This is a genomic window from Streptomyces sp. NPDC002870 (genome assembly GCF_042888505.1).
Lineage (GTDB): Bacteria > Actinomycetota > Actinomycetes > Streptomycetales > Streptomycetaceae > Streptomyces.
The window spans coordinates 1-23,915 of sequence record NZ_JBIAPW010000021.1 but is presented as its reverse complement, the minus strand read 5'-3'; the positions used below and the strand labels follow the sequence as shown (position 1 = coordinate 23,915).

At 69.9% G+C, this 23,915-nt stretch carries 26 protein-coding genes; 19 read left to right on the top strand and 7 right to left on the bottom strand.

All coding sequences use genetic code 11. From position 1 onward, the window contains the following. Positions 1-3: 3 nt before the first annotated feature. The 7 genes from ACFYWY_RS24000 to ACFYWY_RS23970 all read left to right on the top strand — a co-directional run bounded on the left by ACFYWY_RS24000 (position 4) and on the right by ACFYWY_RS23970 (position 3,486). Entirely contained in the window at positions 4-249 is a 246-nt protein-coding gene (locus tag ACFYWY_RS24000) for a gas vesicle protein GvpG (protein ID WP_389190060.1), read from the top strand. Continuing rightward, the gene (locus ACFYWY_RS23995) at positions 246-602 is read left to right on the top strand and encodes a gas vesicle protein (protein ID WP_389190059.1); all 357 of its coding nucleotides are present in this window, start codon (positions 246-248) and stop codon (positions 600-602) included. The genes ACFYWY_RS24000 and ACFYWY_RS23995 overlap by 4 nt, the downstream gene beginning before the upstream one ends. Continuing rightward, a complete protein-coding gene (locus tag ACFYWY_RS23990) occupies positions 599-1,360 on the top strand; it encodes a GvpL/GvpF family gas vesicle protein (RefSeq protein WP_389190058.1) in 762 nt (253 codons plus the stop codon). Before ACFYWY_RS23995 ends, ACFYWY_RS23990 begins: the two co-directional genes overlap by 4 nt. Beyond that, the gene (locus ACFYWY_RS23985) at positions 1,357-1,560 is read left to right on the top strand and encodes a gas vesicle protein (RefSeq protein WP_389190057.1); all 204 of its coding nucleotides are present in this window, start codon (positions 1,357-1,359) and stop codon (positions 1,558-1,560) included. Before ACFYWY_RS23990 ends, ACFYWY_RS23985 begins: the two co-directional genes overlap by 4 nt. Next, on the top strand, positions 1,557-1,841 hold the full coding sequence (locus tag ACFYWY_RS23980; protein WP_356221927.1) for a gas vesicle protein K: 285 nt from the start codon (positions 1,557-1,559) through the stop codon (positions 1,839-1,841). The genes ACFYWY_RS23985 and ACFYWY_RS23980 overlap by 4 nt, the downstream gene beginning before the upstream one ends. 115 nt (positions 1,842-1,956) lie before the next feature. Beyond that, positions 1,957-2,202 (top strand): DUF5133 domain-containing protein, encoded by a 246-nt coding sequence (locus ACFYWY_RS23975; RefSeq protein ID WP_389190056.1) that lies wholly within the window; start codon positions 1,957-1,959, stop codon positions 2,200-2,202. Positions 2,203-2,262: 60 nt separating this feature from the next. Beyond that, entirely contained in the window at positions 2,263-3,486 is a 1,224-nt protein-coding gene (locus ACFYWY_RS23970) for an aromatic acid exporter family protein (RefSeq protein WP_389190055.1), read from the top strand. A gap of 6 nt (positions 3,487-3,492) precedes the next feature. Here ACFYWY_RS23970 and ACFYWY_RS23965 read toward each other — a convergent pair whose 3' ends face one another. Next, on the bottom strand, positions 3,493-4,197 hold the full coding sequence (locus ACFYWY_RS23965; protein ID WP_389190054.1) for an ANTAR domain-containing response regulator: 705 nt from the start codon (positions 4,195-4,197) through the stop codon (positions 3,493-3,495). A gap of 62 nt (positions 4,198-4,259) precedes the next feature. Beyond that, positions 4,260-5,051 (bottom strand): RNA polymerase sigma factor SigF, encoded by a 792-nt coding sequence (locus ACFYWY_RS23960; protein WP_389190053.1) that lies wholly within the window; start codon positions 5,049-5,051, stop codon positions 4,260-4,262. Positions 5,052-5,306: 255 nt separating this feature from the next. Between ACFYWY_RS23960 and ACFYWY_RS23955 the strand changes: the two genes are divergently transcribed. Both ACFYWY_RS23955 and ACFYWY_RS23950 read left to right on the top strand, forming a co-directional pair. Next, positions 5,307-5,684 (top strand): DUF2795 domain-containing protein, encoded by a 378-nt coding sequence (locus ACFYWY_RS23955; protein ID WP_389190052.1) that lies wholly within the window; start codon positions 5,307-5,309, stop codon positions 5,682-5,684. Positions 5,685-5,718: 34 nt separating this feature from the next. Further along, entirely contained in the window at positions 5,719-5,898 is a 180-nt protein-coding gene (locus ACFYWY_RS23950) for a CsbD family protein (RefSeq protein WP_389190051.1), read from the top strand. 85 nt (positions 5,899-5,983) lie between these two features. On the opposite strand, the gene ACFYWY_RS23945 is transcribed toward ACFYWY_RS23950, so the two are convergent. From ACFYWY_RS23945 to ACFYWY_RS23935, 3 genes are all read right to left on the bottom strand, one after another. Further along, positions 5,984-6,793, bottom strand: coding sequence for a VOC family protein (locus ACFYWY_RS23945; RefSeq protein WP_389190050.1), 810 nt, complete (start codon positions 6,791-6,793; stop codon positions 5,984-5,986). Between the two features lie 123 nt (positions 6,794-6,916). Beyond that, positions 6,917-8,065, bottom strand: coding sequence for a PAS domain-containing protein (locus ACFYWY_RS23940; protein WP_389190049.1), 1,149 nt, complete (start codon positions 8,063-8,065; stop codon positions 6,917-6,919). Between the two features lie 65 nt (positions 8,066-8,130). After that, positions 8,131-8,436, bottom strand: coding sequence for a DUF6479 family protein (locus tag ACFYWY_RS23935; protein WP_389190048.1), 306 nt, complete (start codon positions 8,434-8,436; stop codon positions 8,131-8,133). A gap of 214 nt (positions 8,437-8,650) precedes the next feature. On the opposite strand from ACFYWY_RS23935, the gene ACFYWY_RS23930 reads away from it, so the two are divergent. From ACFYWY_RS23930 to ACFYWY_RS23900, 7 genes are all read left to right on the top strand, one after another. Further along, complete coding sequence (locus ACFYWY_RS23930; protein WP_389190047.1) at positions 8,651-8,929, top strand: hypothetical protein; 279 nt, start codon at positions 8,651-8,653, stop codon at positions 8,927-8,929. Between the two features lie 87 nt (positions 8,930-9,016). Next, positions 9,017-12,289, top strand: a complete 3,273-nt coding sequence (gene fdh / locus ACFYWY_RS23925; RefSeq protein ID WP_389190046.1) for a formate dehydrogenase — start codon at positions 9,017-9,019, stop codon at positions 12,287-12,289. Positions 12,290-12,306: 17 nt separating this feature from the next. After that, positions 12,307-13,143, top strand: coding sequence for a 4Fe-4S dicluster domain-containing protein (locus ACFYWY_RS23920; protein WP_389190153.1), 837 nt, complete (start codon positions 12,307-12,309; stop codon positions 13,141-13,143). Then, positions 13,140-14,078, top strand: coding sequence for an NrfD/PsrC family molybdoenzyme membrane anchor subunit (gene nrfD, locus ACFYWY_RS23915; RefSeq protein ID WP_389190045.1), 939 nt, complete (start codon positions 13,140-13,142; stop codon positions 14,076-14,078). The genes ACFYWY_RS23920 and nrfD overlap by 4 nt, the downstream gene beginning before the upstream one ends. Next, positions 14,075-14,470: a hypothetical protein gene (locus ACFYWY_RS23910; RefSeq protein WP_389190044.1), complete on the top strand. Its 396-nt coding sequence runs from the start codon at positions 14,075-14,077 to the stop codon at positions 14,468-14,470. The genes nrfD and ACFYWY_RS23910 overlap by 4 nt, the downstream gene beginning before the upstream one ends. Positions 14,471-14,557: 87 nt before the next feature. Then, entirely contained in the window at positions 14,558-15,967 is a 1,410-nt protein-coding gene (locus ACFYWY_RS23905; RefSeq protein ID WP_389190043.1) for an NADP-dependent succinic semialdehyde dehydrogenase, read from the top strand. A gap of 22 nt (positions 15,968-15,989) precedes the next feature. Further along, on the top strand, positions 15,990-16,373 hold the full coding sequence (locus ACFYWY_RS23900; protein WP_389190042.1) for a VOC family protein: 384 nt from the start codon (positions 15,990-15,992) through the stop codon (positions 16,371-16,373). Between the two features lie 40 nt (positions 16,374-16,413). Here ACFYWY_RS23900 and ACFYWY_RS23895 read toward each other — a convergent pair whose 3' ends face one another. Further along, positions 16,414-17,733, bottom strand: a complete 1,320-nt coding sequence (locus tag ACFYWY_RS23895; protein WP_389190041.1) for an LCP family protein — start codon at positions 17,731-17,733, stop codon at positions 16,414-16,416. A 190-nt stretch (positions 17,734-17,923) separates the two neighbouring features. After that, positions 17,924-19,981, bottom strand: coding sequence for a phosphocholine-specific phospholipase C (locus ACFYWY_RS23890; RefSeq protein ID WP_389190040.1), 2,058 nt, complete (start codon positions 19,979-19,981; stop codon positions 17,924-17,926). 305 nt (positions 19,982-20,286) lie between these two features. Here ACFYWY_RS23890 and ACFYWY_RS23885 point away from each other — a divergent pair, with 305 nt between their 5' ends. The 3 genes from ACFYWY_RS23885 (at position 20,287) to ACFYWY_RS23875 (ending at position 23,789) form a co-directional block, all read left to right on the top strand. Continuing rightward, a complete protein-coding gene (locus tag ACFYWY_RS23885) occupies positions 20,287-20,514 on the top strand; it encodes a DUF6458 family protein (protein ID WP_389190039.1) in 228 nt (75 codons plus the stop codon). Positions 20,515-20,611: 97 nt separating this feature from the next. Further along, complete coding sequence (locus ACFYWY_RS23880; RefSeq protein ID WP_389190038.1) at positions 20,612-21,943, top strand: NAD(P)/FAD-dependent oxidoreductase; 1,332 nt, start codon at positions 20,612-20,614, stop codon at positions 21,941-21,943. A gap of 1 nt (position 21,944) precedes the next feature. Next, positions 21,945-23,789, top strand: a complete 1,845-nt coding sequence (locus ACFYWY_RS23875; protein ID WP_389190037.1) for a transketolase — start codon at positions 21,945-21,947, stop codon at positions 23,787-23,789. Positions 23,790-23,915: the final 126 nt, after the last annotated feature.

Sequence of the window (23,915 nt, the reverse complement as noted above, 5' to 3'; positions counted from 1 at the left end):
CTCATGGGCCTGCTGGGAGAGTTGCTGCTCCTGCCCACAGCCCCTGTGCGCGGCGCCGCGTGGGTGCTGCGCCAGGTGGTTGAGGAGGCGGAGCGGCAGTACTACGACCCCTCGGTCGTCCAGGCCGAACTCGCGCGTCTCGCCGAGCGGTTGGAGGCGGGGAAGATCGACGACGAAGAGTTCGACCGCCGCGAGGACGAACTCCTCGACCGGCTGGAGACCATCCAGAACAGAAGGCAGACACAATGAACAACCGGCAACTCGAAGGGGGCGCCGGCGGCCTGCCCACTGCGTACCGCTCCTCGGACGGTGCGAATCTCGCCGACATCCTTGAGCGCGTGCTCGACAAGGGGATTGTCATCGCCGGCGACATTCGCATCAATCTCCTGGACATCGAACTCCTGACGATCAAACTCCGCCTCGTCGTCGCTTCCGTGGACAAGGCCAAGGAGATGGGAATCGACTGGTGGGAGGACGATCCCGCCCTCTCCTGCGGCGCGCGCCGCAGTGAACTGGCCGAGGAGAACGAGCGATTGCAGCGCCGCATCGCCGAACTGGAATCGGGCCCCGGGGCCAGGAGCGAACGCAGGGATCCCGCATGAACCAATTGCGCTACGTCTACGCAGTCACCCGCCACTTCGACGGGGCGCTGCCAGAGGACGTCCGCGGCATCGCCGGTGAGCCACCGCGCCTGCTGTCCCACGGCGACCTCGTCGCAGTCGTCTCCTCGGTGTCCGCCGACGACTTCGACGAGATCCCGCTCCGCGCCCGGCTCGAAGACCTCGACTGGCTGACCGGGACCGCCCGCGCCCACCAGGCCGTGGTCGCGGCTCTGATCTCGGTCACCTGCCCGCTGCCGCTCCGGCTCGCCACCGTCTGCCGGGACGACAGCGGGGTGCGCCGACTGCTCGACGCGGGGCACGACCGTTTCGTACGCACCCTGGAGCGGCTCGACGGGCGCGTCGAATGGGGCGTGAAGGTGTACGCGGAGACACCCGCGCGCGAGACGGACAGCCCGGCGGACCCCGCGCCCACCGGCCGCGAATATCTGCGCCGGCGCCTGAATCAGCGCCGCTCCCGCGAAGGAACCTGGGAGCTGGCCGACGCGGTGTCGCGGCGCCTGCACGAGGAACTCTCCCAGCGGGCCGAAGCCGGAATGCTGCACCGGCCGCAGCAGGCCCAACTCTCCGACGCCCCCGGCCACAACGTCCTCAACGCCGCCTATCTCGTCCCCCGCGAGGACAGCACAGCCTTTGTCGAGTGCCTGGACCGGCTCCGTCCCGACCGGCCGGGCCTGCGGGTCGAACTGACCGGCCCCTGGGCCCCGTACTCCTTCGCGGGCGAGGAGGACGACCGATGACGGTCACCGGCCCGACACCTCTTGCACAGCGCGAGCTCGCGCTGGTCGATCTGCTCGACCGGCTGCTCGCCGGCGGCGTGGTGATCACGGGGAACCTCACCCTGCGGATAGCGGACGTCGATCTCGTACGGATCGACCTCAACGCCCTGATCAGCTCCGTCAGCGCCCGGGTCCCGTCCCTGTGGGAGGAGTCCCCGTGAGCGCCCCGCGCAGGCTGGACCTGGACCCCGACACCGTCGAACGCGACCTCGCCAAGCTTGTCCTGACCGTGGTGGAACTGCTTCGCCAGCTCATGGAGCGCCAGGCGCTGCGCCGGGTCGACGAGGGGGACCTGAGCGAGGACCAGGAGGAGCGGATCGGACTGACCCTGATGCTGCTCGAAGACCGCATGGACGTCCTGCGGGACACATTCGGGCTGGAGCCGGGGGACCTCAACATCGATCTCGGGCCGCTCGGACCGCTGCTCCCCAGGGCGGAGTAGAGGCTCTTGTCGCTGAACGTAATCATACGGATGGCGGACGTGACCGCCGCGGATCAGAATGAGTCCCGGCCCGACTGCCTTCTGGTGGTCTCACTCCGGGAGGGCACTGATGTTGATGCCTGACGCAGCTGTGATCGCAAGGGTGATGGCCCGCTACCGGGCCCAGGAACACCTCGTTCTGGCCGCCCCGCACGACCCGATCGCCCGAAGGCGCTTCGAGGACACCGCCTATACGTTGTGTGTGCTGATGGGCGAGCGTACGGCCCGTGAAGCGATGCTTGCGGCGGAACGCTACCTCGGTCGCGTACGGCCGACCCCGCAGCGCGCGGAGGGCCCCACCGGCGCCTTCAGGCGGCGCTGACCCGGGCGCGCTCGTCAGCCAGGCAGGTCTGCCCTGCTGACGAGCGGGAAGGACCAACGGGTGCGTGATGTGCGTGATTCGGTAAGAGCGTGGCCGGCCCGCCTGCGCAGGGAGCCCGCTGTCGGCCAGACGGTGCGTTCCACCCTGGCCGCGACCATCTCCTACGTCGTCGCCCTGCAGCTGAGCAGCGAACCGGCGCCCCTCACCGCTCCTCTGACCGCACTGCTCGTCGTCCAGGTCACCCTCTATTCCACGCTCACCACAGGCATCCGGCGGGTGAACTCCGTCGTCGCCGGTGTGCTGCTCGCCATCGGCTTCAGCGCGCTCGTCGGACTCACCTGGTGGAGCCTCGGCCTGATCATCCTGGCTTCGCTGATCGTGGGCCGGATCGTCCGCGTGAGCGAGTTCGTTCCGGAGGTCGCGATCAGCGCCATGCTGGTCCTCGGAGTGACCCAGGTGGGGGGCGCCGCCTGGGACCGGGTCCTGGAGACGCTGATCGGCGCCGTGGTCGGCCTGTTGTTCAACGTCCTGTTCGTGCCCCCTGTATGGGTCGGCACGGCCGGCGAGTCCATCCAGGACCTGGCCCGGCGCATGCGCCGACTGGTGCTGGGCATCGGCGAGCAACTGCGCAGCCCCACCCCGGTGGCGCGTGCCGCCGCCCACCTGCATGAAGCGCGTCGTCTCGACAACGACATCGCCGACGTGGACGCGGCCCTCCGGCAGGCGGAGGACAGCCTCCGGCTCAACCCCCGGGTCAAGGAGGGACTGCTGCACCGCGTCGTCCTGCGCACCGGGCTCGACACCCTCGAGATCTGCGCTGTCGTCCTGCGCGTACTGGCCAGGACATTCACCGACCTCGCCAAGGAACGCGAAGAGGAAGCCCTGTTCCCGCAGGAGGTGGCAGTCGCCCTCGAGGAACTGCTCGCCCATGTGGCGGACACCCTCGTCAGCTTCGCGGTCCTGGTCACCACGCAGGTGAGCGAGAGCGCCGAGGCAGCGGAAACCCGGCTGGCCGGGGAACTCGCCGCGGCGGCCATGAAACGCGAGGAGGTGGCGCAGCTGCTGCTCCAGGACATTCAGCGGAACCCTCGCCAGTGGCAACTGCAAGGCGCGCTGCTCACCGAGATCGACCGGATTCTGGACGAGCTGGATACGGAACACCGCTCCCGGCGCCTGATGGAGGAGCTGGACCGTGTCACCCGTGAGCACCATGAACGGTATCCCCGGCTGGCAGCGATCCGTGAATGGGTACTCGAGAAGCGCCGTCGCAGGGCCGCCCGTTGAGTCCGCCTACGTAGGCGGGTCCAGTCGGGGGAGTTCCTTTTCGAGGCCCTTCCCCATGTTGCGTACGACGGCTTCCGCAACCTCCGCCAGCTTGCGGTTGCTGCGCTGTGAGAGACGGCGGAGCATCCCGAAGGCCTCAGCGGCGCCGCATCCCATGACATGCATCAGAATGCCGCTCGCCTGGTCGATGACCGGGCGTGAGCGCAGCGCGCTCTCCAATTGGTCCACCTCGGCGAGAGCTGCTCGGTAGTAGTGGTCGCGCACCAGCCCCTCCGCGAAGTGTTCGCCGAGGATGTACACGGGCTGGTGGGAGACCTCGGTGAACGCGCCGGGCTGGAAGCTGTACAGGCTGAGCGTCACCTCGAGTTCGGTCCGGCTGAACGGCATCGTCACGCTGGACCGAATGCCGGAGTCGAGGGCGACGGCGCGATAGTCGGGCCAGCGGTCCTCGGTCAGCAGGTCCTGAGCGCTCACCGGCTCGCCGGCGTCCAGTGCGCTCGGCGTGGGCCCCTCGCCCGACGCCAGCTCCACCGAGAGCAGTGCCGTCAGATCGGGATGGGTGGCCGTCGAGCGACGGTCGGAGCTGCCCTTCGCTACGGTGGCAACGGCCCCGCAGCACGCGTTCGCGCAGTGCATCGCCTGCTCGGTGAATTTCGACAGCTCACGGGCGGTTGAGGCGGGGTCGGCTGTGAATTCCGGTGCGGGCGGCATGGCGTAGTTCCTCCTTCCGGGATGCGGCTGCCCGTCCAGTTTGCCGGGAAACCCCGCGCGGGCTACGCGGCGTCCTGCATGACCTGTTCTCGCAGGTGGTCGCAGCAGCGGCTGATCAGCCGCGACACGTGCATCTGCGAGATGCCGAGGTTCTCGGCGATGCTGCTCTGCGTCATGTCGCGGAAGAACCGCAGGTAGAGGATCTCCTGTTCGCGTTCGGGCAGTCGGCTCAGCCCCGGCTTGACCGCTTCCCGGTCGACGACCACGTCGAGCGCCGGATCGGCGGTGCCGAGCGTGTCGCGCAGCGAATAGCCGTCGTCCGAGCCGGGCAGTTCGGCGTCGAGGGAGAGGGCGGTGAAGCTGTCGAGCGCGTCGAGCCCCGCGCGCACCTCCTCCTCCGTCATGCCGGCGTGCTCCGCGATCTCGGCGTTGGTGGGGGCGCGGCCGGGGATCGTCTGGGAGAGGTCCTGGCGGGCGAACCGCACCCGGTTTCGCAGGTCCTGGACCCGGCGCGGCACATGGAGGGTCCACATATGGTCCCGGAAGTGGCGCTTGACCTCGCCCACCACGGTCGGCACGGCGTAGCTCTCGAAGGCGTTGCCGCGGGCGGGGTCGTAGCCGTCGACGGCCTTGACCAGGCCCAGGGCCGCGACCTGCTTGAGGTCTTCGATGTTCTCTCCCCGGTTGCGGAAGCGGCCCGCGAGCCGGTCCGCCATGGGCAGCCAGGCGCAGACTATTTCCTGACGGACCTGGTCACGCTCGGGCCCGTCGGGCAGAGCCGCCATCCTGCGGAAGGCGCTCGCGGTGTCGGGGGCATCGGAGTGCGGGTGCTTGGAGTGTGCGTTGGTGCGCATGATTCTCGGAGCTCCCTGAGAGGTCTCTGTTGCCGGTGTGGGGCTTGCTCTCACCGTGGGAGACCGAGCGGGCAGGGCACGCCCGGAGCCTTCGCTCCCACGGGCGTGCCTCCTGTCCGAAGCACACGACGCATGTGCCCGCCTCCATGGCACGGAAACGTGCGCGGTCGCACTGGCTCGAAATGCCTCGCTCAGCCCGTGTCACCGGTGGCAGATCGGGTACCTGGACCAGTCCCCAGCCTCTAGGAGGGAAACATGCAGCGAGGCAGCGACCGTCTCAGCGCCCGCAGGGACGACGAGAGGAAGCATGAACTGCAGGGCCTGCTCCGGTCGGGGCACCCCACTCGGGTAGAGGAGTGGCACGACCCCGAGCCCGCGGCGGACGACGACCCGGAGATCGCATCGGGTCCGGTGCCCTCGCTCGGCTCACTCGGGCCCGAGGAAGCGCTGCGGGGCGAACTGGCCCGGCACCTGGGCCGTACGGCCTTTCCCGCCACGCCCCGGGAACTGGTGGAGGCGCTGAAGCGGCATCACGCCCCCGACCGACTCGTCGAGCTGGTCGGCGAGCTTCCGGCCCAAGGGACGTACCGGACCGCTCATGAGATCGTCAGCGCTCTGGCCAGGCAGCGATAGCCGTCCGACGGCGGTGGTTGAAAGGAGGAAGGCCATGGGCAGCGCGAAAGAAACCCTCAAGGCCAAGGCCAGGCAGCTCAAGGGGAAGATGACGGAAGCCAATGGCATAGCCCTGGACAATGACCGGATGCGGGCCGAGGGCCGCAGCGAGCAGATGAGGGGCAAGGCTCAGGAGAGGGCCGCCAAGCAGGCGAGGAAGTCGTCCGGCCACTGACGGCCCGCTGACCGGCAATGACGGCCCGCTGACGGCCCGATAACGGCTCAGTGGAGGCGAGCCACTCCGGCCAGCGGAGACGTGACTACGCCCTGGAAGTGACGGTGAACATCGCGCCCTCGGCGTCGCGCAGCGTCGCCTCCGAGCCGTGGTCCGTGGAGCGACGGGCCAGGACCTGGCCGCCCTTGTGCCGCGTCGCCTGGACCGTTGCTTCCACGTCGGCCACGGGGAAATAGACGTGCCAGCGGGGCCGGATCATGGGGTCCGGAGCGGCTTCCGCCGCGCCGGAGCTCAGACGTGCGACCACGTGCCCCTCGTGGCGCAGCACGACCTCGTCCTCCTCGTAGTCCACCTGGCAGCAGCCTGTCTTGTCGGACGCCCACTCGAAGACTTCTCCGTAGAAGATCGCGGCGTCGAAGGCGTTCCGGGTCCGCAGGTGCACCCACGCGGGCGCGTTCTTGCGCCAGGTCAGCCAGTCGGGGATGAGCTCTCCCTCCCAGATGCCGAAGACGGCGCCGTCCCGGTCCGCCGCCAGCGCGCCGCGGCCCACGGACAGGCTGAGCGGCCCCACCGCGACGGTGGCGCTGCGCTCCCGAATACGCGCTGCTGTCTCATCCGCATTGGCGACCGCGAAGTACGGAGTCCAGCCGCCCGGGGCCTGCAGGGCGGCGTCGAGCACGCCGATTCCGGCGACCGGTGCGCCGTCGGACAGGGCGAGACTGAACTCGGTGCCCTCGCTGCCAAGTCTTGCTCGCCTGAACCGCCACCCGAGGACCGCGCCGTAGAAATCCTGCGCGTCCTTCATGTTGCGTGCCAACAGGGTGATCCAGCAGGGGGCGCCGAACACGTCATGGCTTGATGTCACAGCTGTTGCCGCCGCTGATTTCTTGTCCATCTCACTCAGTGTCCCGATCGAAGGAGAGCATCACGGGGCAGAAACGCCCGACGCGCTCTGACTCACCCCCAGCGCCATCCTCCCCCTGGGCAGCCATGCCCGCGAGCCATGCGGATCCCGGTGTCACACGGGTCGTCGCATCGCCAGGGCGATGTGGTGGGAGATGACGTCGATGACGCGGGCCTCCGCCATGGAGAAGGCGAGTCTCGTTCCCGTCCGGAAGAGCGTCAGTACGCCGAGTACGGGATCGCTGTCCTGTGGGCCCCGCAGCGGCACGCAGAGCAGGGACGTCACCTCTGCCTGGAGGAGAACCGATGCGCCGGTGCCGTCGCGGCCGAAGCATTCCAGGTCGTCCGGCCGTACCTGGAGTGCCGGCGATCCGCTGCGGGCGCTCTCCACCACAAGGGGGCAGGCCGCCGGGTCCTGGTCCGTGATCGTCTTCAGCAGCGCCTCGGCCCCGGCTCCCGCGGGGCCGAGCACCGTCGTGCGTCTGAGCGGGGCGTCCGCGAACAGGTCGGCGATCACCCAGTCCGCGAACCGGCCGTCCAGCACCGAGGCGGCTGTGGCGAGAGTGCCCTCCGGGTCCGCGACCTGGCCGCTCAGCAGAGCCGTTGTCATGCTGTCGAGGAGGTCCATCAGCTCCGCATGCCTGGTCGCCTCGGCCAGGTCGGGCAGCGCCGGGCGCGCTCCGGCCGCCGATCGGAGCTTCCGCCCGGTACGGAGGGCGTCGCTCTGGAACACCACCAGGACGACCGGCTGCGGTTCGTTCGGCGTACGAAGAGCGGCGAGGGTGGCCAGCAGGGGCTCGCTGGGCCGCTGCTGCAGGTGCACCCGCAGGCTGCGGTCGCCCTCTCCGCGTGCCACCGCAGCCGCTTGCGTGCGCAGGGCCGCCCGGTCGCCCGGTCGCAGCAGGCCCGCCAGCGGCCGGCCTGCCGCATGGCCCGCGCGGACACCGGTCAGTTCTGTCGCCGCCGCGTTCATACGCCTCACCACCGTGTCACCTCCGGTGAGGGCCACGGGCACGGGCAGCAGCTGGAACACGGCCTTGAGCAGCTGCTCCTCTGCCCGGTCGGGAGAGGCTCTGCCGGTGCCCTGCGTTGCCAGCCGCTCGTACCTCGGCCAGAGATTCTCGGCGACATGCTGCAGTTCGAAGAGGGCCGCATCCAGAAGGGTCTGCTGCTCCTGCAAGGGCAGACCACGCGCGGCCCTCAGCTCCCCCACGCGTCTGACGAAATCCGCAAGGTCTTCACCGAACTCATCCGTCTGCGTCATAAGTGAAAGCTAACCGACGGGCGGCGCACCCGGTGGACCGGGCCGAAAGCATGCGGCGTAGGAGGTCAGGTCCTGTCTCCGCCGCTGCCGAAGGCTCCACCGCTCTCGTCATTGTGTGACGGCCGCTTCTCGCCGGAGGGCCTGGAACCGATGTTTCCGTAGCCATGGAACTCGTGCGGGCTCAGACGCTCGCCCTCCGCCCCGAAATCGTCGGGCTCGCGGGTCTCGTCAACGTGTGGGCGGTGCTTGGGGCGCCGAGGCTGTTCCTCCACACTCGGCGGCTGGGCGCGCTTCCTGCGGCTGTCCCACCAGACCAGCCAGATCAACGCCACGACCAGCCCGATCCCGACGACGTACAGGGTTGTCCACATCTCGTCCTCCTCGGTAGGTCCTCGTCGATCTGCGCACTCATCGCGTACCCCCCTCGCCGCGATTAGTCATTTCCGTTCATCCAGGTGATCCCGCCCGGGCACGCGTTGGCGCCCGCCCAGGCCTTCGCCGCCGGGTTGCCGCCCACCTGGGCGTCCGGTTGATTTCCGCCATGAAGGGCACTCGTCTCGTTCGCACGGACAGGAGGAGGACCCCATGACTGGCCAAGAGCCGAAAGACCAGAAAGACCAGAAAGACCACACGAATAGCGACGCCCCGGTGCCGCGGGACACGCCCGATCAGCAGCAGCCGCAGGACGGCGACGACGCGCTCGACGCACCCCGCCCCGAGGAGTTCGAGGACTCCGGCGAGCAGACGAACGAGCCCGACCAGAGCATCCCCGACGTGGACGAGACGGGGGCCGGCCGCCGCGGTGCGCCCCGCAGCGGCGGCGTACGCCCCGATCAGCCGATCCCGGACGAACCCTCCGGCTGAAGTCCGGTCGCACACCGACGATCACCGGGGGAGTCTTGTGGTGACACCCCTGCGAGACCCAAGACCGCAGATCTGCTGGAGGAGCGAATGGGTGTGTTCGAACCGATCCGCCATTGGCCTGTCTACCGGCAGCTCACCGGCTCCGACCCGCTGGGCCGAGGCCGGGCCGTCACGTCGGCCCGCACGGAGCGGCTCCGTCCGCGCACCGCGACCGCCGACCGGGTCGTGCGGTCCGTCTGCCCCTACTGCGCCGTCGGCTGCGGCCAGCAGGTGTACGTCAAGGACGATCGCGTCGTACAGATCGAGGGCGACCCGGACTCGCCCGTCAGCCGGGGACGGCTGTGCCCAAAAGGCTCCGCCACGCTCCAGCTCACCACCGGCTCCGCCCGCCGTCACCAGGTGCTGTACCGGGCTCCGTACGCAACCGACTGGATCCGGCTCGACCTGGAGACGGCCATGGACATGGTCGCCGACCGGGTCGTCGAGACCAGGCGGCGCACGTGGGAGTGGGAGTACGACGGGCTGCGCACCGCGCGCACGCTCGGGATCGCGAGCCTCGGCGGCGCCACCCTCGACAACGAGGAGAACTACCTGATCAAGAAGTTGCTGACCGGCCTCGGCGTGATCCAGGTCGAGAACCAGGCCCGGGTCTGCCACAGCTCGACCGTCACCGGCCTCGGCACATCGTTCGGCCGAGGCGGCGCGACCACCTTCATGCAGGACCTCCAGCACTCCGACTGCATCGTCATCCAGGGCTCCAACTACGCCGAGGCGCATCCGGTCGGCTTCCAGTGGGTCATGGAGGCCAAGGCGCGCGGGGCACGCATCATCCATGTCGACCCCCGCTACACGCGCACCAGCGCCCTCGCCGACCTGCACGTGCCGATCCGGGCGGGCAGCGACATCGCCTTCCTCGGCGGGATCATCAACCATGTCCTCACCGAGGAGAAGGACTTCCGGGAGTACGTGTCCGCGTACACCAACGCCGCCACGCTGGTCGGCGAGGACTTCCGCGACACCGAGGACATCGACGGTGTCTTCTCCGGGCTGGACGAGGACAGACACCACTACGACCCGCTGAGCTGGCAGTACGAAGGAACCGAAGTCCAGGCGCCCGCCGACGAGGTCGACGAGCGGTACGAGCACCGCGTGCAGGATCCGGGCGCCCACGACCGGCTGCACGCCGCCGGCGCAGCCGAGACACACGGCTCGGGCGGTGCGCGGGCGGACCACCGGGCCCCCCGCGACGAAACCCTCCAGCACCCACGCTGCGTGTACCAGATCCTCAAACGCCACTACGCCCGCTACACCCCGGAGTTGGTGGAGCAGACCTGCGGCGTCCCCCGCGACACCTTCCTCGACGTCTGCGAAGCCCTCACCTCCAATTCCGGCCGCGAACGCACCAGCGCCTTCGTCTACGCGGTGGGCTGGACCCAGCACACGGTGGGATCGCAGTACATCCGGGCCGCGAGCGTGCTCCAGCTCCTCCTCGGCAACATCGGCCGCCCCGGCGGAGGCATCCAGGCGCTGCGTGGCCACGCCTCCATCCAGGGCTCCAGCGACATCCCCACCCTCTTCAACCTGCTGCCCGGCTATCTGCCGATGCCGCACGCGCACGCCCACGAGGACCTGGCCGCCTACGTCGAGGCGAGCCGCACCGACAAAGGCTTCTGGGGCAACATGCGGGCCTACAGCGTCAGCCTCCTCAAGGCCTATTTCGGCGACGCGGCCACCGAGGAGAACGACTACTGCTTCGAGCACCTGCCGCGGCTGACCGGATCCCACAGCACGTACGAGACCGTCATGGCCCAGCTCGACGGAGTGTGCAAGGGCTACTTCCTGATGGGCGAGAACCCGGCCGTCGGCTCGGCCAACACCCGGCTCCAGCGCCTCGGTATGGCGCAGTTGGAGTGGCTGGTCGTACGGGACTTCTCGCTGATCGAGTCCGCGACATGGTGGAAGGACGGGCCGGAGACCGAGACCGGCGAGATGCGCGCCGAGGACATCGGCACCGAGGTGTTCTTCTTCCCGGCCGCCTCGCACACCGAGAAGTCCGGCTCGTTCACCAACACCAATCGCTGGCTCCAGTGGCACCACGCCGCCGTCGAGCCCGAGGGCGACGCGCGCAGCGACCTGTGGTTCACGTACCACCTGGGCCGTCGCATCAAGACGAAACTGGCCGCCTCCACCGACCAGATGGACCGGCCCGTACAGGACCTGACCTGGGACTATCCGGTGGAGGGCCCACTCGGCGAACCCATCGCGGCAGCAGTCCTGGCCGAGATCAACGGGCACGGGCCCGACGGCGCGCCGCTTTCGGCGTACACCGAACTCAAGGACGACGGCTCCACCAAGTGCGGCTGCTGGATCTACTGCGGTGTGTACGCGGACGGCGTCAACCAGGCCGCCCGACGCAAGCCGCACACCGAACAGGACTGGATCGCCGCCGAGTGGGCCTGGTCCTGGCCCGCAAATCGCCGCATCCTCTACAACCGGGCGTCCGCGGCCCCGGACGGCACACCATGGAGCGCGCGCAAGGCGCTCGTCTGGTGGGACGAGGCCGACGCGCGGTGGACCGGGCACGACATCCCCGACTTCGTACCGGACCGCGCCCCCGGCCACGTACCGACTGAGGACGCCAGAGGGCCGGACGCGCTGCGCGGCGACGACCCGTTCATCATGCAGGCCGACGGCAAGGGCTGGCTGTACGCACCCGCCGGCCTCGAGGACGGCCCGCTGCCCACGCACTACGAGCCGCAGGACTCGCCCTTCACCAACGCCCTGTACCCGTCGGTCTCCCGTTCCCCGGTACGGCAGTTGCACCCGAGGGAGGGCAACCGCTACCACCCCAGCGGGGACGAGCCCGGTGCCGACGTCTATCCGTACGTCGTCACCACCTACCGGCTGACCGAGCACTTCACCGCGGGCGGCATGAGCCGCTGGTCGCCGTACCTCTCCGAACTGCAGCCGGAGTTCTTCTGCGAACTGTCCCCGCAACTCGCCGCCGAGCGGGGTCTGGAGCACGGCGGCTGGGCCACGATCATCACCGCCCGCAACGCCGTCGAAGCGCGCGTGCTGGTGACCGAGCGGATCAAACCCCTGACCGTGCACGGCCGTACGGTCCACCAGATCGGTCTGCCCTTCCACTGGGGACCCAACGGAGTGGCCACCGGCGACGCGGCCAACGAACTCGTCGCCATCGCCCTGGACCCCAACGCCCACATCCAGGAGGACAAGGCGCTCACCGCCGACATCCGCCCCGGACGGCGGCCGCGCGGACCGGATCTGCCGAAGCTCGTCGCCGAATACCGCCGCATGGCGGGCATCACAGAGACGACCGGAACGGAGGCCGGGAAGTGACCGCCGACCAGGAGCGCATGGGTTTCTTCACGGACACCTCCGTCTGCATCGGGTGCAAGGCGTGCGAGGTCGCGTGCAAGGAGTGGAACGCCATCCCGGAGGACGGGCTGTCGCTGTCCGGGATGTCGTACGACAACACCGGGGGGCTCGGGGCGTCGACCTGGCGGCACGTGGCGTTCATCGAGCAGCCGGCGCCCGGGGGGCGCACCGAACTCCCGCTCGTCGACGGCGGCAGCGACCGGGCCGGACTCCCGCTCGCCGACGGCGAGTTCCGCTGGCTGATGTCCTCGGACGTCTGCAAACACTGCACGCACGCCGCCTGCCTGGACGTGTGCCCGACCGGTTCGCTCTTCCGGACCGAGTTCGGCACGGTCGTCGTCCAGGAGGACATCTGCAACGGCTGCGGCTACTGCGTTCCGGCGTGCCCCTACGGCGTGATCGAGCAACGGCCCGCAGACGGCCGCGCCTTCAAATGCACCATGTGCTACGACCGTCTCGGCGCCGGCCAGGAGCCGGCGTGCGCCAAGGCATGCCCGACCGAGTCGATCCAGTTCGGCCCCCTGGACGAACTGCGCGAACGGGCCGCGCTTCGGGTCGACCAGCTGCATGCGAGCGGAGTGAGCGACGCACGGCTGTACGGGCACGATCCGCAGGACGGCGTCGGAGGCGACGGCGCGTTCTTCCTGCTGCTGGACGAGCCGGAGGTCTACGGACTGCCTCCGGACCCGGTGGTCACCACGCGCGACCTCCCCACGATGTGGAAGCACGCGGGCGCCGCGGCGCTCGCCCTGGCGGGCAGCTTCGCGCTGTCGTTCGCGCTCCCCGCGATGACCGGACGGAAGGTACGCCGATGAAGCGCCGCGGCGAGCAACTGATGGTGCCACGGGCCGAGTTCGACTCGTACTACGGAAGGCCCGTCATCAAGGCGCCTGCCTGGGCAGCGCGTGACATCGCCGGATACTTCTTCCTCGGCGGGCTCGCCGGGGCCGGATCGGTCCTGGCCGCGGGCGCGCACCTGACGGGCCGCACGTGCACCGCGACCGCGATGAAGGTCTCTTCGCTGGCCGCCGTCTCCCTGTCCGCGGCCGCACTCGTCAACGACCTCGGCAAGCCCGGCCGATTCGCCCACATGCTGCGTGTCTTCAAGCCGACCTCACCCATGAGCGTCGGCTCCTGGCTGCTGACGGTGTACGGACCCGCTGCCGGGGCGGCTGCCACGAGCGCGGTCACCGGACGGCTGCCGCGGATCGGAGCCACGGCCACGGCCGGCGCGGCGGTGCTGGGACCGGCGCTCGCCGCCTACACCGCAGTGCTCGCGGCCGACACCGCCGTACCGGCCTGGCACGGCGCGCACCGCGAACTGCCGTACGTCTTTGCCGCGTCGGCGACCGCGGCAGCCTCCGGGATGGCTCTGGTGCTGGGCCCCCGGCACGAGACGGCGCCGGCCCGCTGCGCGGCCGCACTGGCCGCAGCGGCCGAGGCGACGGCCGCCGACGCCGCCCAGCGGCGGCTCGGCATGGTCGCAGAAACCTGGCGCGAGGGACGCGCGGGCACACTGCTGCGCTCCGCCAGGCTGCTCACCGCGGCAGGCGCGGTGGGCGCCGTGCTCCTGGGACATCGCAGCCGGCCGGCCGCCGTCGCGAGCGGCCTCGCGCTCCTCGCGGGCTCGGCCTGCACACGTTTCGGGGTCTTCGCCGCAGGCATCGCCTCCGCCGAGGACCCCCGGTACACCGTCGGCCCCCAGCGGGCGGCCCTTGAACAGCGTTCGGAGAGGCAGGAACCACGGTGAACAGCACACAGGAGCCCACGACGCCGGTCGTGGTGACGCTCAGCGGTTGCTCGAAGGAGGACGCAGACACCGTCTTTCGCGTACTGGGGCAGTCATTCGCCTCGGACCGGGCTGACGATGACGCCCCGCAGTACACGCCCCACCCTCATCTGAGCGTATGGACCGCGACCTTCGACGTGGCGCCCTCGCACGCTCCGGACAAGCCTGCGCCCGATCCGGACAAGCCCGCGCGGCTCACCGCCGCCCTCCAGGTCGGAATCCAGGGCGGCTACTGGGCGGTGGACCGGACGAGGGACGCGCTCGCCGCCGCGTTCGAGGTGACCGAGGAGGGCATGGCCGCCGGCGACCAGGAGAAGGACGTTCAGCTGCGGCTTGAGAGCGGAGGCCGCTAGCGGTAGCCCGGCCGGACCCCGCTCCGCGTTGCGGGACCCTGCGTACCGCGCGAATGTCGAAGGACCGAGTTCGAGGAGGACAGCCGCATGCCCATCGCCACCGTGAATCCGGCAACCGGTGAGACGCTCAAGACTTTCGATCCGCTGGGAGCTGAGGAGATCGACCGGCGACTCGCGCTCGCGGCGACCGCCTTCGCCCGCCACCGCACCACGGATTTCGCCCGGCGGGCGGACCTGCTGGGCCGCGCCGCACAGCTGCTGGACGAGGACCAGCAGGACATCGCCAGGACCATGACCACCGAGATGGGAAAGCCGATCGCCGCCGCCCGCGCGGAGGCGGCGAAGTGCGCCAAGGCGATGCGCTGGTACGCGGGACACGCCGAGAGCCTCCTCGCCGACGAGCACCCTTCGGACGCCGATCTGAAGGACTCCGGTGCCTCCCGGGCGACCGTCCGCTACCGCCCGCTCGGCGTCGTCCTCGCCGTGATGCCGTGGAACTTCCCGCTCTGGCAGGTCGTACGCTTCGCCGCCCCCGCGCTGATGGCCGGCAACGTCGGTCTGCTCAAGCACGCATCGAACGTGCCGCAGACCGCCCTCTATCTGGAGGGGCTCTTCCGGCGCGCCGGGTTCGAAGAGGGCTGCTTCCAGACGCTGCTCGTGGGATCGGGCGCGGTCGAGAACATCCTGCGTGACCGCAGGGTTGCCGCCGCGACCCTGACCGGCAGCGAGCCGGCCGGCCGGTCCGTCGCCGCCATCGCGGCGGACGAGGTGAAGAAGACCGTACTGGAGCTCGGCGGGAGCGATCCCTTCGTCGTGATGCCGTCCGCCGACATGGAACGGGCGGCCAGGACGGCGGTGACCGCCCGGGTGCAGAACAACGGCCAGTCCTGCATCGCCGCCAAGCGGTTCATCGTCCACACCGACGTCTACGACGACTTCTGCGAGCGCTTCACCGCCGCGATGGAGCAGCTGACCGTCGGCGACCCGATGCAGGAGTCCACCGACGTCGGACCGCTCGCCAGCGAACAGGGCCGCGCGGACATCGAGGAGCTCGTGGACGACGCCCTGAGCCGCGGCGCGACGGCACGGTGCGGAGGCAGGCGCCCCGAGCAGCCGACCCAGGGCTGGTACTACGAGCCCACCGTCCTCGTCGACGTCACCTCCGACATGCGGATCCACCATGAGGAGGCCTTCGGCCCGGTCGCCACCGTCTACCGGGCGTCCGACGTGGACGAGGCCGTCTCCCTGGCCAACGACACGCCCTTCGGGCTCAGTTCCAATGTGTGGACGCGCGACGACGAGGAGACCGAGCGGTTCGCCCGCGACATCGAGGCGGGCGGGGTCTACTTCAACGGAATGACGGCCTCCCATCCCGCGCTGCCCTTCGGCGGCGTCAAGCGCTCCGGTTACGGCAGGGAGCTGTCCGGCCACGGCATCCGCGAATTCTGCAACGTGACCACGGTGTGGCACGGCGCCGATCCCGGCGACAAGAGCTGAGCCAGACGAAAGGAGAGGGGTCATGCTCACGAACAGCAAGGCATTCAGCGGCTTCGCGGTCAACGATCTGCAGGAAGCGAAGGAGTTCTACGGCCAGACGCTCGGCCTGCGGGTCACGGAAGAGAGCGACGCGACCGGCGGCATGCTGACGCTGCATCTCGAGGGCGGCACCGAGATCCTCGTCTACCCCAAGCCGAACCACGTCGCGGCTTCCTTCACCGTGCTCAACTTCCCGGTCCCGGACATCGACGAGGCCGTGACCGAACTGGCCGGACGCGGGGTGACTTTCGAGCGGTACGCCGGTTTCGACCAGGACGAGAAGGGCGTCTTCCGTGCGGGGGGCCCGCCCATCGCCTGGTTCACGGACCCGTCGGGCAATACCCTCTCCGTCCTCCAGCTGACCTGAAGCCCGGCGGCCGGGCGGCAGACGCCCCCCGGCCGCCCGGTCACCCGGCGGGCGCGTCCGACGGCGTCGCGCACCGCAGCTGGTCACCGTGGACGGGCGCCCCCTCCACGCTGCTTCTGTCGTGGACGACCTTGACGACCGCGGTGGCCTCTGACCCGACCGCGACGTCGAAGACCTGGCCGTGCCCGGCCACGGCATGCAGCCTGGCGCCGGGCAGCGCGGCTGCGATCGTGGCCGCGTGGCGGGCCCAGACCGGGTCGTAGGTGATGGTGGTCGGGCCGTCGGGGCGTGGCTGGTCGGGCATGCGCGGGACGTACTCCACGACGAAGCCGTTCGCCCGCAGCGCGCTCGCGACCTCCTGATCCGTGACCCGAAGACTGAGCCCGGCCGGTGGAATCTCGACCGGGACGTCCATGCTGGGCCGGATCCGGGAGTCGCCGACGATCGGCCGGTCCGCGCGCAGGGCGGCCCACAGAGCGGCGGAACGGTCCTTGTCCCAGAGCAGCGTGGAGCCCCACTGCGGTACGCGGTGATCGAAATCCGAGATGGGCACGGTCGCGAACTCCGTACGATCCGCTTCCAGCCGACGCAGTTGAGAGCCCAGCCTCATCAGGTCCGCGAGGCTCGTGTCCGGGTCCGTGCGTACGGAGGCGCGCAGCTTGAGGGCCGTGCGGGCCGCGGCTGCCGGGCCGGCGAAGGCTCCCTCAGATCTCAGCCGGGACAGCATCTCGATGAGCAGACGCTGTTGACGGCGTACCCGGCCCAGGTCACCGGGTGGCGAGAGGTGCCGGGCGCGGACGTAACGCAGGGCGCGGTTACCGTTCAGCTCGTGCGTCCCCGCAGTCAGGTTCAGCCCGGAACCCAGGTCCTGCAGGGGCTTGTCCGTACATACCTTCGCTCCGCCGAGGCGGTCCACGGTGTCCGCGAAGCCGGTGAAGTCCGTCTCCAGATAGTGATCGATACGCAGTCCGGTCGCTTTCTCCACCGTGCGTACCGCGAGATCCCCGCCGCCGTGCGCAAAGGCACCGTTGATCTTTCCGAGGTGCCGTGGATGTGCGTGATCGGCGAACTCCGCATAGGAATCCCGGGGAATGGAGACCACAGTCATGCGGCGACCGTCCTCTGCGATATGCACGACCATCATCACGTCCGTGCAATTACATCCTTTGCCACCGACGTGCAGGCGGTTCTTTTCCTCGGCGGACAGGCCCGTACGACTGTCGATTCCGACGACGAGGACATTGGTGCCGTTGGTCTCGCCTGCGACAGGTGAGCGGGAAGCGGACCTGTCGGCCGCCCAGAGGGATCCGCCCGAGGCGAGCGAGGCGATGAGAACAGCCGTGACAGTGAAACTGCGCACAGAGCACTCCTCCGATGTCGGATTTCAACTGTCCGACGGAATCACGGAATGAGTGCCCGGGCGCGTATTTGGGGGCGAATCCCCGACCAGGTGTCGGTCGATCGGCGGCCTTCGGGCGCCATTCGGAGCAGGGCGCGGGGCCGCCCGCGGCAGTGCGGGCGGCCGCTTGGGACGGCAGCCGGTCAGTCGCTCAGCCGGTGATGATCGCCGGGTCGCTCACACCCGGCTGACCGTTCTCGACATGCCCGGCGAACCGGCGCAGGAAGGTGCTGTCGGTGTCGGACACCACGCTCAGGTCGTACCAGCGCTTGCTGCCGCGCAGATCCACCGTGTGTACGACGCGTCCGCCCGCGCGCACCGTGAACGTCTGCTTCTGTCCGCCGTACGCATTCGTCAGCGTGAGGTGGCAGTCGGCGCTGCCCGCATTCGTCATGGTCAGCTCGACGCGGCCGCTCCACGTGATGTGGCGGGCTGTCACCTCGGGACCCGCGGTCGTGCCCGGGCCCTTGAAGGTGCGCAGGAAGCCGTTCGGGCCGTACACCGACAGGTCGTACACGCCCTTGGAGTAGGCCGTGTTCCAGGTGTCGGAGAGGTTCTTGCCTGCCGCGGCGGTGTACGTCCAGGGCCCGTCCGTACGGTTCGCCGACGTGACCAGGAAGTGCGCTCCCGCTCGCGCGCCACCGCTGAAGGTGAGCGTGAAGCGCCCGGTCGAGGGCGTAGCGGCGCCGTCCACCAGCGGTGCGTACCGCAGCGGGCGGGCCGGCCGCGAACCCCTCTCCTGCTTGGGCAGCACGGGGTTGGCGGGCGGCTTCGGCACATAGCCGGGGTGCCGCTCGTTGTCCGGCGGCTCGTACCCGTCGGTGTCCGGGAGCGCGGCCGGCGTGGTGTTCTTGAGGCTGAAGTCGAAGGCGGATGTCAGGTCGCCGCAGATGGCGCGCCGCCACGGCGAGATGTTCGGCTCGCCCACGCCGAAGCGGTTCTCCATGAACCGGACTATCGAGGTGTGGTCGAAGACCTCCGAACAGACGAAGCCGCCGGTGCTCCAGGGGGAGACGACGAGCATGGGCACGCGCTGCCCCAGACCGTACGTACCGGCGGCGTAGCTGCCGTTGCCGCCGAAGTAGTCGAGCGCGGTGTCCACGGTGGACAGGCCCTGGGCGGCGGAGGACGGCGGATACGGCGGAACGATGTGGTCGAAGTAGCCGTCGTTCTCGTCGTAGGTGATGAAGAGCGCGGTCTTGCTCCACACCTCCGGGTTGGACGTGAGCGCGTCCAGCGCCTGGGAGATGTACCAGGCACCGTAGTTCGCGGGGAAGTTGGGGTGCTCGGAGAAGGCCTCGGGGGCGGCGATGTAGGAGATCTGCGGCAGCTTCCCCGCCTTCACATCGGCCTTGAGGATGTCGAAGAAGCCGTCGCCGGCCTTCGCGTTGGTGCCGGTGCGTGCCTTGTCGTAGAGCGGATCGCCCGGCTTGGCGTTGCGGTACTTGTCGAAGTAGAGCAGCGAGTTGTCGCCGTAGTTGCCGCGGTACGCGTCCTCGATCCAGCCCCAGTGCCCTGCCGCGTCCAGACCGTCGCCGATGTCCTGGTAGATCTTCCAGGAGATTCCCGCCTGCTCAAGACGCTCGGGGTAGGTCGTCCAGTCGTAGCCCACCTCCTCGTTGCCGAGCACGGGCCCGCCGCCCTTGCCGTCGTTGCCCGTGTGGCCCGACCACATGTAGTAGCGGTTGGGGTCGGTCGCTCCGATGAAGGAGCAGTGGTAGGCGTCGCACACGGTGAACGCGTCGGCCAGCGCGTAGTGGAACGGAATGTCCTCGCGGGTCAGGTATGCCATCGTCCCCGCGGTCTTGGCGGGAATCCACTGGTCGTACTTGCCCTGATTGAAGGCCTTGTGGCCGCCGGCCCAGTCGTGGTTGAGGCCCTCGATGAACTGCATGCCGAGGTCCTCGGCGTCCGGGTGGTAGGGAAGCACGTCCTTGCCGCGGTCCGGCTGGTGCCAGACCGACTTCCCGCTGTCCAGAGTCACCGGGCGCGGGTCGCCGAAACCGCGTACGCCCTTCAGCGCGCCGAAGTAGTGGTCGAAGGAGCGGTTCTCCTGCATCAGCACGACGATGTGCTCGACGTCCTTGATGGTGCCGGAGCGGCGACTGGCGGGGATGGCGGCGGCACGGTCGATGCTGCTCGACAGCGCCGCGAATCCCGCCGTCGCGCCTGCGATCTGAAGGAATCGGCGCCGATTGAGTTCAGACATGAGTGTGGAGTCCTCTTGGTTGTGAGGAAACAGGAGTGAGCGGAGTGTCCAAGAGCAGCGAGTGGAAGGGAAGGGGCGGTGACGCCGGTGTGACAGGGCGAGGTACTCGCCGAGAACACCCTGGAGGGGCCGTGTGACCGCCCGGTCGCGGACGAGTCCCCGCCGCCCGCAGGCAGACCGCCGCGCAGGCAGACCGCCGCGCAGGCAGACCGCCGCGCAGGCAAGGCGGCCCCGCAGGCATGGCTGGTCCGGGCAGGGGTACCCGGACGCAGTCACTGTTCACTAGGGCACGGAAGGTGAGAGGTATGGGCCTGGGAGGATGCATCATCCTGATCGCGGTCGGGGCGATCCTTACATTCGCCACGGACTGGCAGGTGAAGGGCGCCAACCTCGACGTAATCGGCCTGATCCTGATGGCCGTGGGCATTATCGGCGTCGCCACCTTCACCAGCATCGCCAAGCGTCGACGTGTGGTCATGCCGCCGTCGGCCCCGCTGCTCGAAGACGAGCGGGACCGCCGCCGCTACGAGTGAGCTTCGGCGCGGCCGGCACCCGGGTTTGGCCTGGTGGCGCAGGGGCACCCGGGAGCCCGTCCGCCGATCCACACCCTCGTCCGCACCGGAGGCGATCGTGAGTCGTTCGCGTGTCGTTGTCGTCGGAGCCGGATTCGCCGGTTTCCATGCCGCCCGTACGCTCTCCCGGACAGTCCGGGACGAAGCCGAGGTCGTGCTGCTCAACCCCACCGACTACTTCCTGTATCTGCCACTGCTGCCCCAGGTCGCGGCGGGCATCCTGGAACCCCGCCGGGTGACGGTCTCGCTCCCCGACACCCTGCCGCGCGTACGCCTGGTGCTCGGCGAGGCCGGGACGGTCGATCTGGACGAACGGCGTGTGCACTACACCGACCCCGAGGGCGCTCCCGGCGTGCTGGCGTACGACCGCCTCGTCCTCGCCGTCGGCAGCGTCAACAAACTGCTTCCCGTACCCGGCATCGCCGAGCACGCGCACGGCTTCCGAGGGATCCCCGAAGCGCTCTATCTGCGTGACCACATCACCCGCCAGATCGAACTGGCAGCCACCGGCGCTCCCGCCGAAGCCAGTGCCGCCCGCCGCACCTTCGTGGTCGTCGGCGCGGGCTACACCGGCACCGAAGTCGCCGCCCAGGGCCAGCTGTTCACCGATGCCCTGGCCCGCAAGCAGCGAGCCTGGGGCAAGGGGTCGCGCCCCCGCCCGCGCTGGGTGCTGCTGGACATCGCCGACCGCGTCCTGCCCGAGCTCGACCCCAGGCTGTCATCGACGGCCGACCGGGTGCTGCGCCGGCGCGGCGTCGACGTGCGGACCGGGACCTCGGTCAAGGAGGCCACCCGCGACGGGGCCCTGCTGGACGACGGAGAGTTCATCGAGACCAGGACGATCATCTGGTGCGTGGGCGTACGTCCCGACCCGCTGGTCTCCGAAGTCGGACTGGCCCTCGAGCGCGGCCGGCTCCTCGTCGACCCCAAGCTGACCGTGCCAGGTCACCCCGAGGTCTTCGCCTGCGGTGACGCGGCCGCCGTGCCCGACCTGACCCGGCCGGGGGAGTACACCCCGATGACCGCGCAGCACGCCTCGCGACAGGGCAAGGCGGCCGGTCTCAACGTCGCCGCCTCCCTCGGCCACGGCGAGCAGCGCAGCTACGAACACCACGACATGGGCTTCGCCGTCGACCTCGGCGGCGTGCAGGCCGCCGCGAACCCCATGGGAGTACCGCTGTCCGGGCCGCTCGCCGGGGCCGTGACCCGCGGCTACCACCTGGCCGCCATGCCGGGAAACCGGGTGCGCGTCGCCGCCGACTGGCTGCTGGACGCCGTGCTGCCGCGCCAGTCCGTCCAGTTGGGTCTCGTCCGCTCATGGTCCGTCCCGCTCGACACAGCCTCGCCCGAACTGGCCCGGGTGCCGGGCGGGCCCGACAAGGAGAGTTGACATGCGAAACGAGCAACTGGCACAACTGGGACAGCAGTTGCGAGTGGACGCGATTCGCGCCGCCGACGCGGCAGGCTCCGGGCATCCGACGTCCTCCATGTCGGCCGCGGACCTGGCCGCCGTGCTTCTGGCCAACCATTTGCGCTACGACTTCGACCGGCCCGACCATCCGGGTAACGACCGGCTGATCTTCTCCAAGGGGCATGCCTCGCCGCTGCTGTACGCCTTTTATCGAATGGCCGGCGCCATCGACGACGAGGAGCTCCTCACCTTCCGCTCCCTCGACAGCCGCCTCGAAGGGCACCCGACTCCGCGGCTGCCGTGGGTGGACGTGGCCACGGGATCACTCGGCCAGGGGCTGCCGGTCGGTGTGGGCATGGCGCTGGCGGGCAAGCGACTCGACCAGATCCCCTACCGGGTGTGGGTGCTGGCGGGCGACAGTGAGATGGCAGAGGGCTCGGTCTGGGAGGCCGTCGAGCACGCGGCATACGAGCATCTCGACAATCTGACCTTGATCATCGATGTCAACCGGCTCGGCCAGCGCGGGCCCACCCGCCATGGGTGGGACCTGGAGGCGTACGCTCGCCGGCTGAGCGCCTTCGGCTGGCACACCATCGAGATCGACGGGCATGACGTCGGCGCCGTGGACGCCGCGCTCGCGGAGGCCGGCTCCACGATCGGGCAGCCCAGCGCGATCATCGCCCGCACCCGCAAGGGGCGCGGCGTCGCCGAGGTCGAGGACCGGGAAGGCATGCACGGCAAGCCACTGCCCGACGCGGACGCGGCCATCGAGGAGCTGGGCGGGCCGCGGTTCATCCGGGTCGATGTCCACAAGCCCCCCGCTGCACGGGTATTGCACACCAATCTCGGCGGGCCGCTCTCCCTGCCGACGTTCGACGTCGGCGACTCGGTCGCCACCCGTACCGCGTACGGGAAGGCCCTCGCCGCGCTCGGCTCGGCGCGGGGCGACGTCGTCGCCCTCGACGGGGAGGTCGGCGACTCGACACGCACCGAGTACTTCGCCAAGGCCCACCCGAGCCGCCACTTCGAGTGCTACATCGCCGAACAGGAACTGGTCGCGGCAGCAGTGGGGATGCAGGCACGCGGCTACGTCCCCTACGCGTCGTCCTTCGCGGCGTTCCTGACGCGCGCCCACGACTTCATACGGATGGCAGCCGTCAGCCGCGCCGCCATCAAGCTCGTCGGCTCGCACGCGGGCGTCGCGATCGGCCAGGACGGCCCCTCGCAGATGGGGCTCGAGGATCTGGCGATGTTCCGGGCGGTGCACGGCAGCACCGTGCTCTATCCGTGCGACGCGAACCAGACGGCCCGGCTGGTCGCGGCCATGGCCGAGCTGCCGGGCGTGAGCTATCTGCGCACCAGCAGGGGCGACATGCCGGTCGTCTATGGTCCGGACGAGGAGTTCCCGGTGGGCGGCTCCAAGGTGCTGCGGTCCTCTGACCGGGACCGGGTGACGGTCGTCGCCGCGGGAGTGACCGTCCATGAGGCGCTACGGGCCGCCGAACTGCTCGGGCAGGAGGGCATCGACGTGCGCATCGTCGACCTCTACTCGGTCAAGCCGGTGGACGCGGTGACGCTCCAGGAGGCGGCGGATGCGACGGGGTGCCTGCTGACGGTGGAGGACCACCGTCCGGAGGGCGGCATCGGGGACGCAGTGGCGGAGGCTTTCACGGACGGCCGCCCGATGCCCCGTCTGGTGCGGCTGGGCGTGCGGAACATGCCGGGGTCGGCGACGCCGGAGGAGCAGCTGCACATGGCCGGGATCGACGCCGAGTCGATCGCGGCGGGAGTGCGGCTGCTGGTGGAACAAGCAGTGGTGCGCTGAGCGAGCCAACGCTGAGCGAGCCGGCACAGTCGGGGGGGGGGGGGGGGGGGGGGGGGGGGGGGGGGGGGGGGGGGGGGGGGGGGGGGGGGGGGGGGGGGGGGGGGGGGGGGGGGGGGGGGGCGGGGG

Coding starts and splice junctions, on each gene's coding strand:
- ACFYWY_RS23950 (WP_389190051.1), top strand. CDS start 5,719: ATGGGCAGCGCGAAAGAAACCCTCAAGGCCAAGGCCAGGCAGCTCAAG.
- ACFYWY_RS23955 (WP_389190052.1), top strand. CDS start 5,307: ATGCAGCGAGGCAGCGACCGTCTCAGCGCCCGCAGGGACGACGAGAGG.
- ACFYWY_RS23975 (WP_389190056.1), top strand. CDS start 1,957: ATGCCTGACGCAGCTGTGATCGCAAGGGTGATGGCCCGCTACCGGGCC.
- ACFYWY_RS23985 (WP_389190057.1), top strand. CDS start 1,357: ATGACGGTCACCGGCCCGACACCTCTTGCACAGCGCGAGCTCGCGCTG.
- ACFYWY_RS23930 (WP_389190047.1), top strand. CDS start 8,651: ATGACTGGCCAAGAGCCGAAAGACCAGAAAGACCAGAAAGACCACACG.
- ACFYWY_RS23940 (WP_389190049.1), bottom strand. CDS start 8,065: ATGACGCAGACGGATGAGTTCGGTGAAGACCTTGCGGATTTCGTCAGA.
- fdh (WP_389190046.1), top strand. CDS start 9,017: ATGGGTGTGTTCGAACCGATCCGCCATTGGCCTGTCTACCGGCAGCTC.
- ACFYWY_RS23945 (WP_389190050.1), bottom strand. CDS start 6,793: ATGGACAAGAAATCAGCGGCGGCAACAGCTGTGACATCAAGCCATGAC.
- ACFYWY_RS23960 (WP_389190053.1), bottom strand. CDS start 5,051: ATGCGCACCAACGCACACTCCAAGCACCCGCACTCCGATGCCCCCGAC.
- ACFYWY_RS23965 (WP_389190054.1), bottom strand. CDS start 4,197: ATGCCGCCCGCACCGGAATTCACAGCCGACCCCGCCTCAACCGCCCGT.
- ACFYWY_RS24000 (WP_389190060.1), top strand. CDS start 4: ATGGGCCTGCTGGGAGAGTTGCTGCTCCTGCCCACAGCCCCTGTGCGC.
- ACFYWY_RS23995 (WP_389190059.1), top strand. CDS start 246: ATGAACAACCGGCAACTCGAAGGGGGCGCCGGCGGCCTGCCCACTGCG.
- ACFYWY_RS23890 (WP_389190040.1), bottom strand. CDS start 19,981: ATGTCTGAACTCAATCGGCGCCGATTCCTTCAGATCGCAGGCGCGACG.
- ACFYWY_RS23900 (WP_389190042.1), top strand. CDS start 15,990: ATGCTCACGAACAGCAAGGCATTCAGCGGCTTCGCGGTCAACGATCTG.
- ACFYWY_RS23990 (WP_389190058.1), top strand. CDS start 599: ATGAACCAATTGCGCTACGTCTACGCAGTCACCCGCCACTTCGACGGG.
- ACFYWY_RS23920 (WP_389190153.1), top strand. CDS start 12,307: ATGGGTTTCTTCACGGACACCTCCGTCTGCATCGGGTGCAAGGCGTGC.
- ACFYWY_RS23875 (WP_389190037.1), top strand. CDS start 21,945: ATGCGAAACGAGCAACTGGCACAACTGGGACAGCAGTTGCGAGTGGAC.
- nrfD (WP_389190045.1), top strand. CDS start 13,140: ATGAAGCGCCGCGGCGAGCAACTGATGGTGCCACGGGCCGAGTTCGAC.
- ACFYWY_RS23935 (WP_389190048.1), bottom strand. CDS start 8,436: ATGTGGACAACCCTGTACGTCGTCGGGATCGGGCTGGTCGTGGCGTTG.
- ACFYWY_RS23905 (WP_389190043.1), top strand. CDS start 14,558: ATGCCCATCGCCACCGTGAATCCGGCAACCGGTGAGACGCTCAAGACT.
- ACFYWY_RS23885 (WP_389190039.1), top strand. CDS start 20,287: ATGGGCCTGGGAGGATGCATCATCCTGATCGCGGTCGGGGCGATCCTT.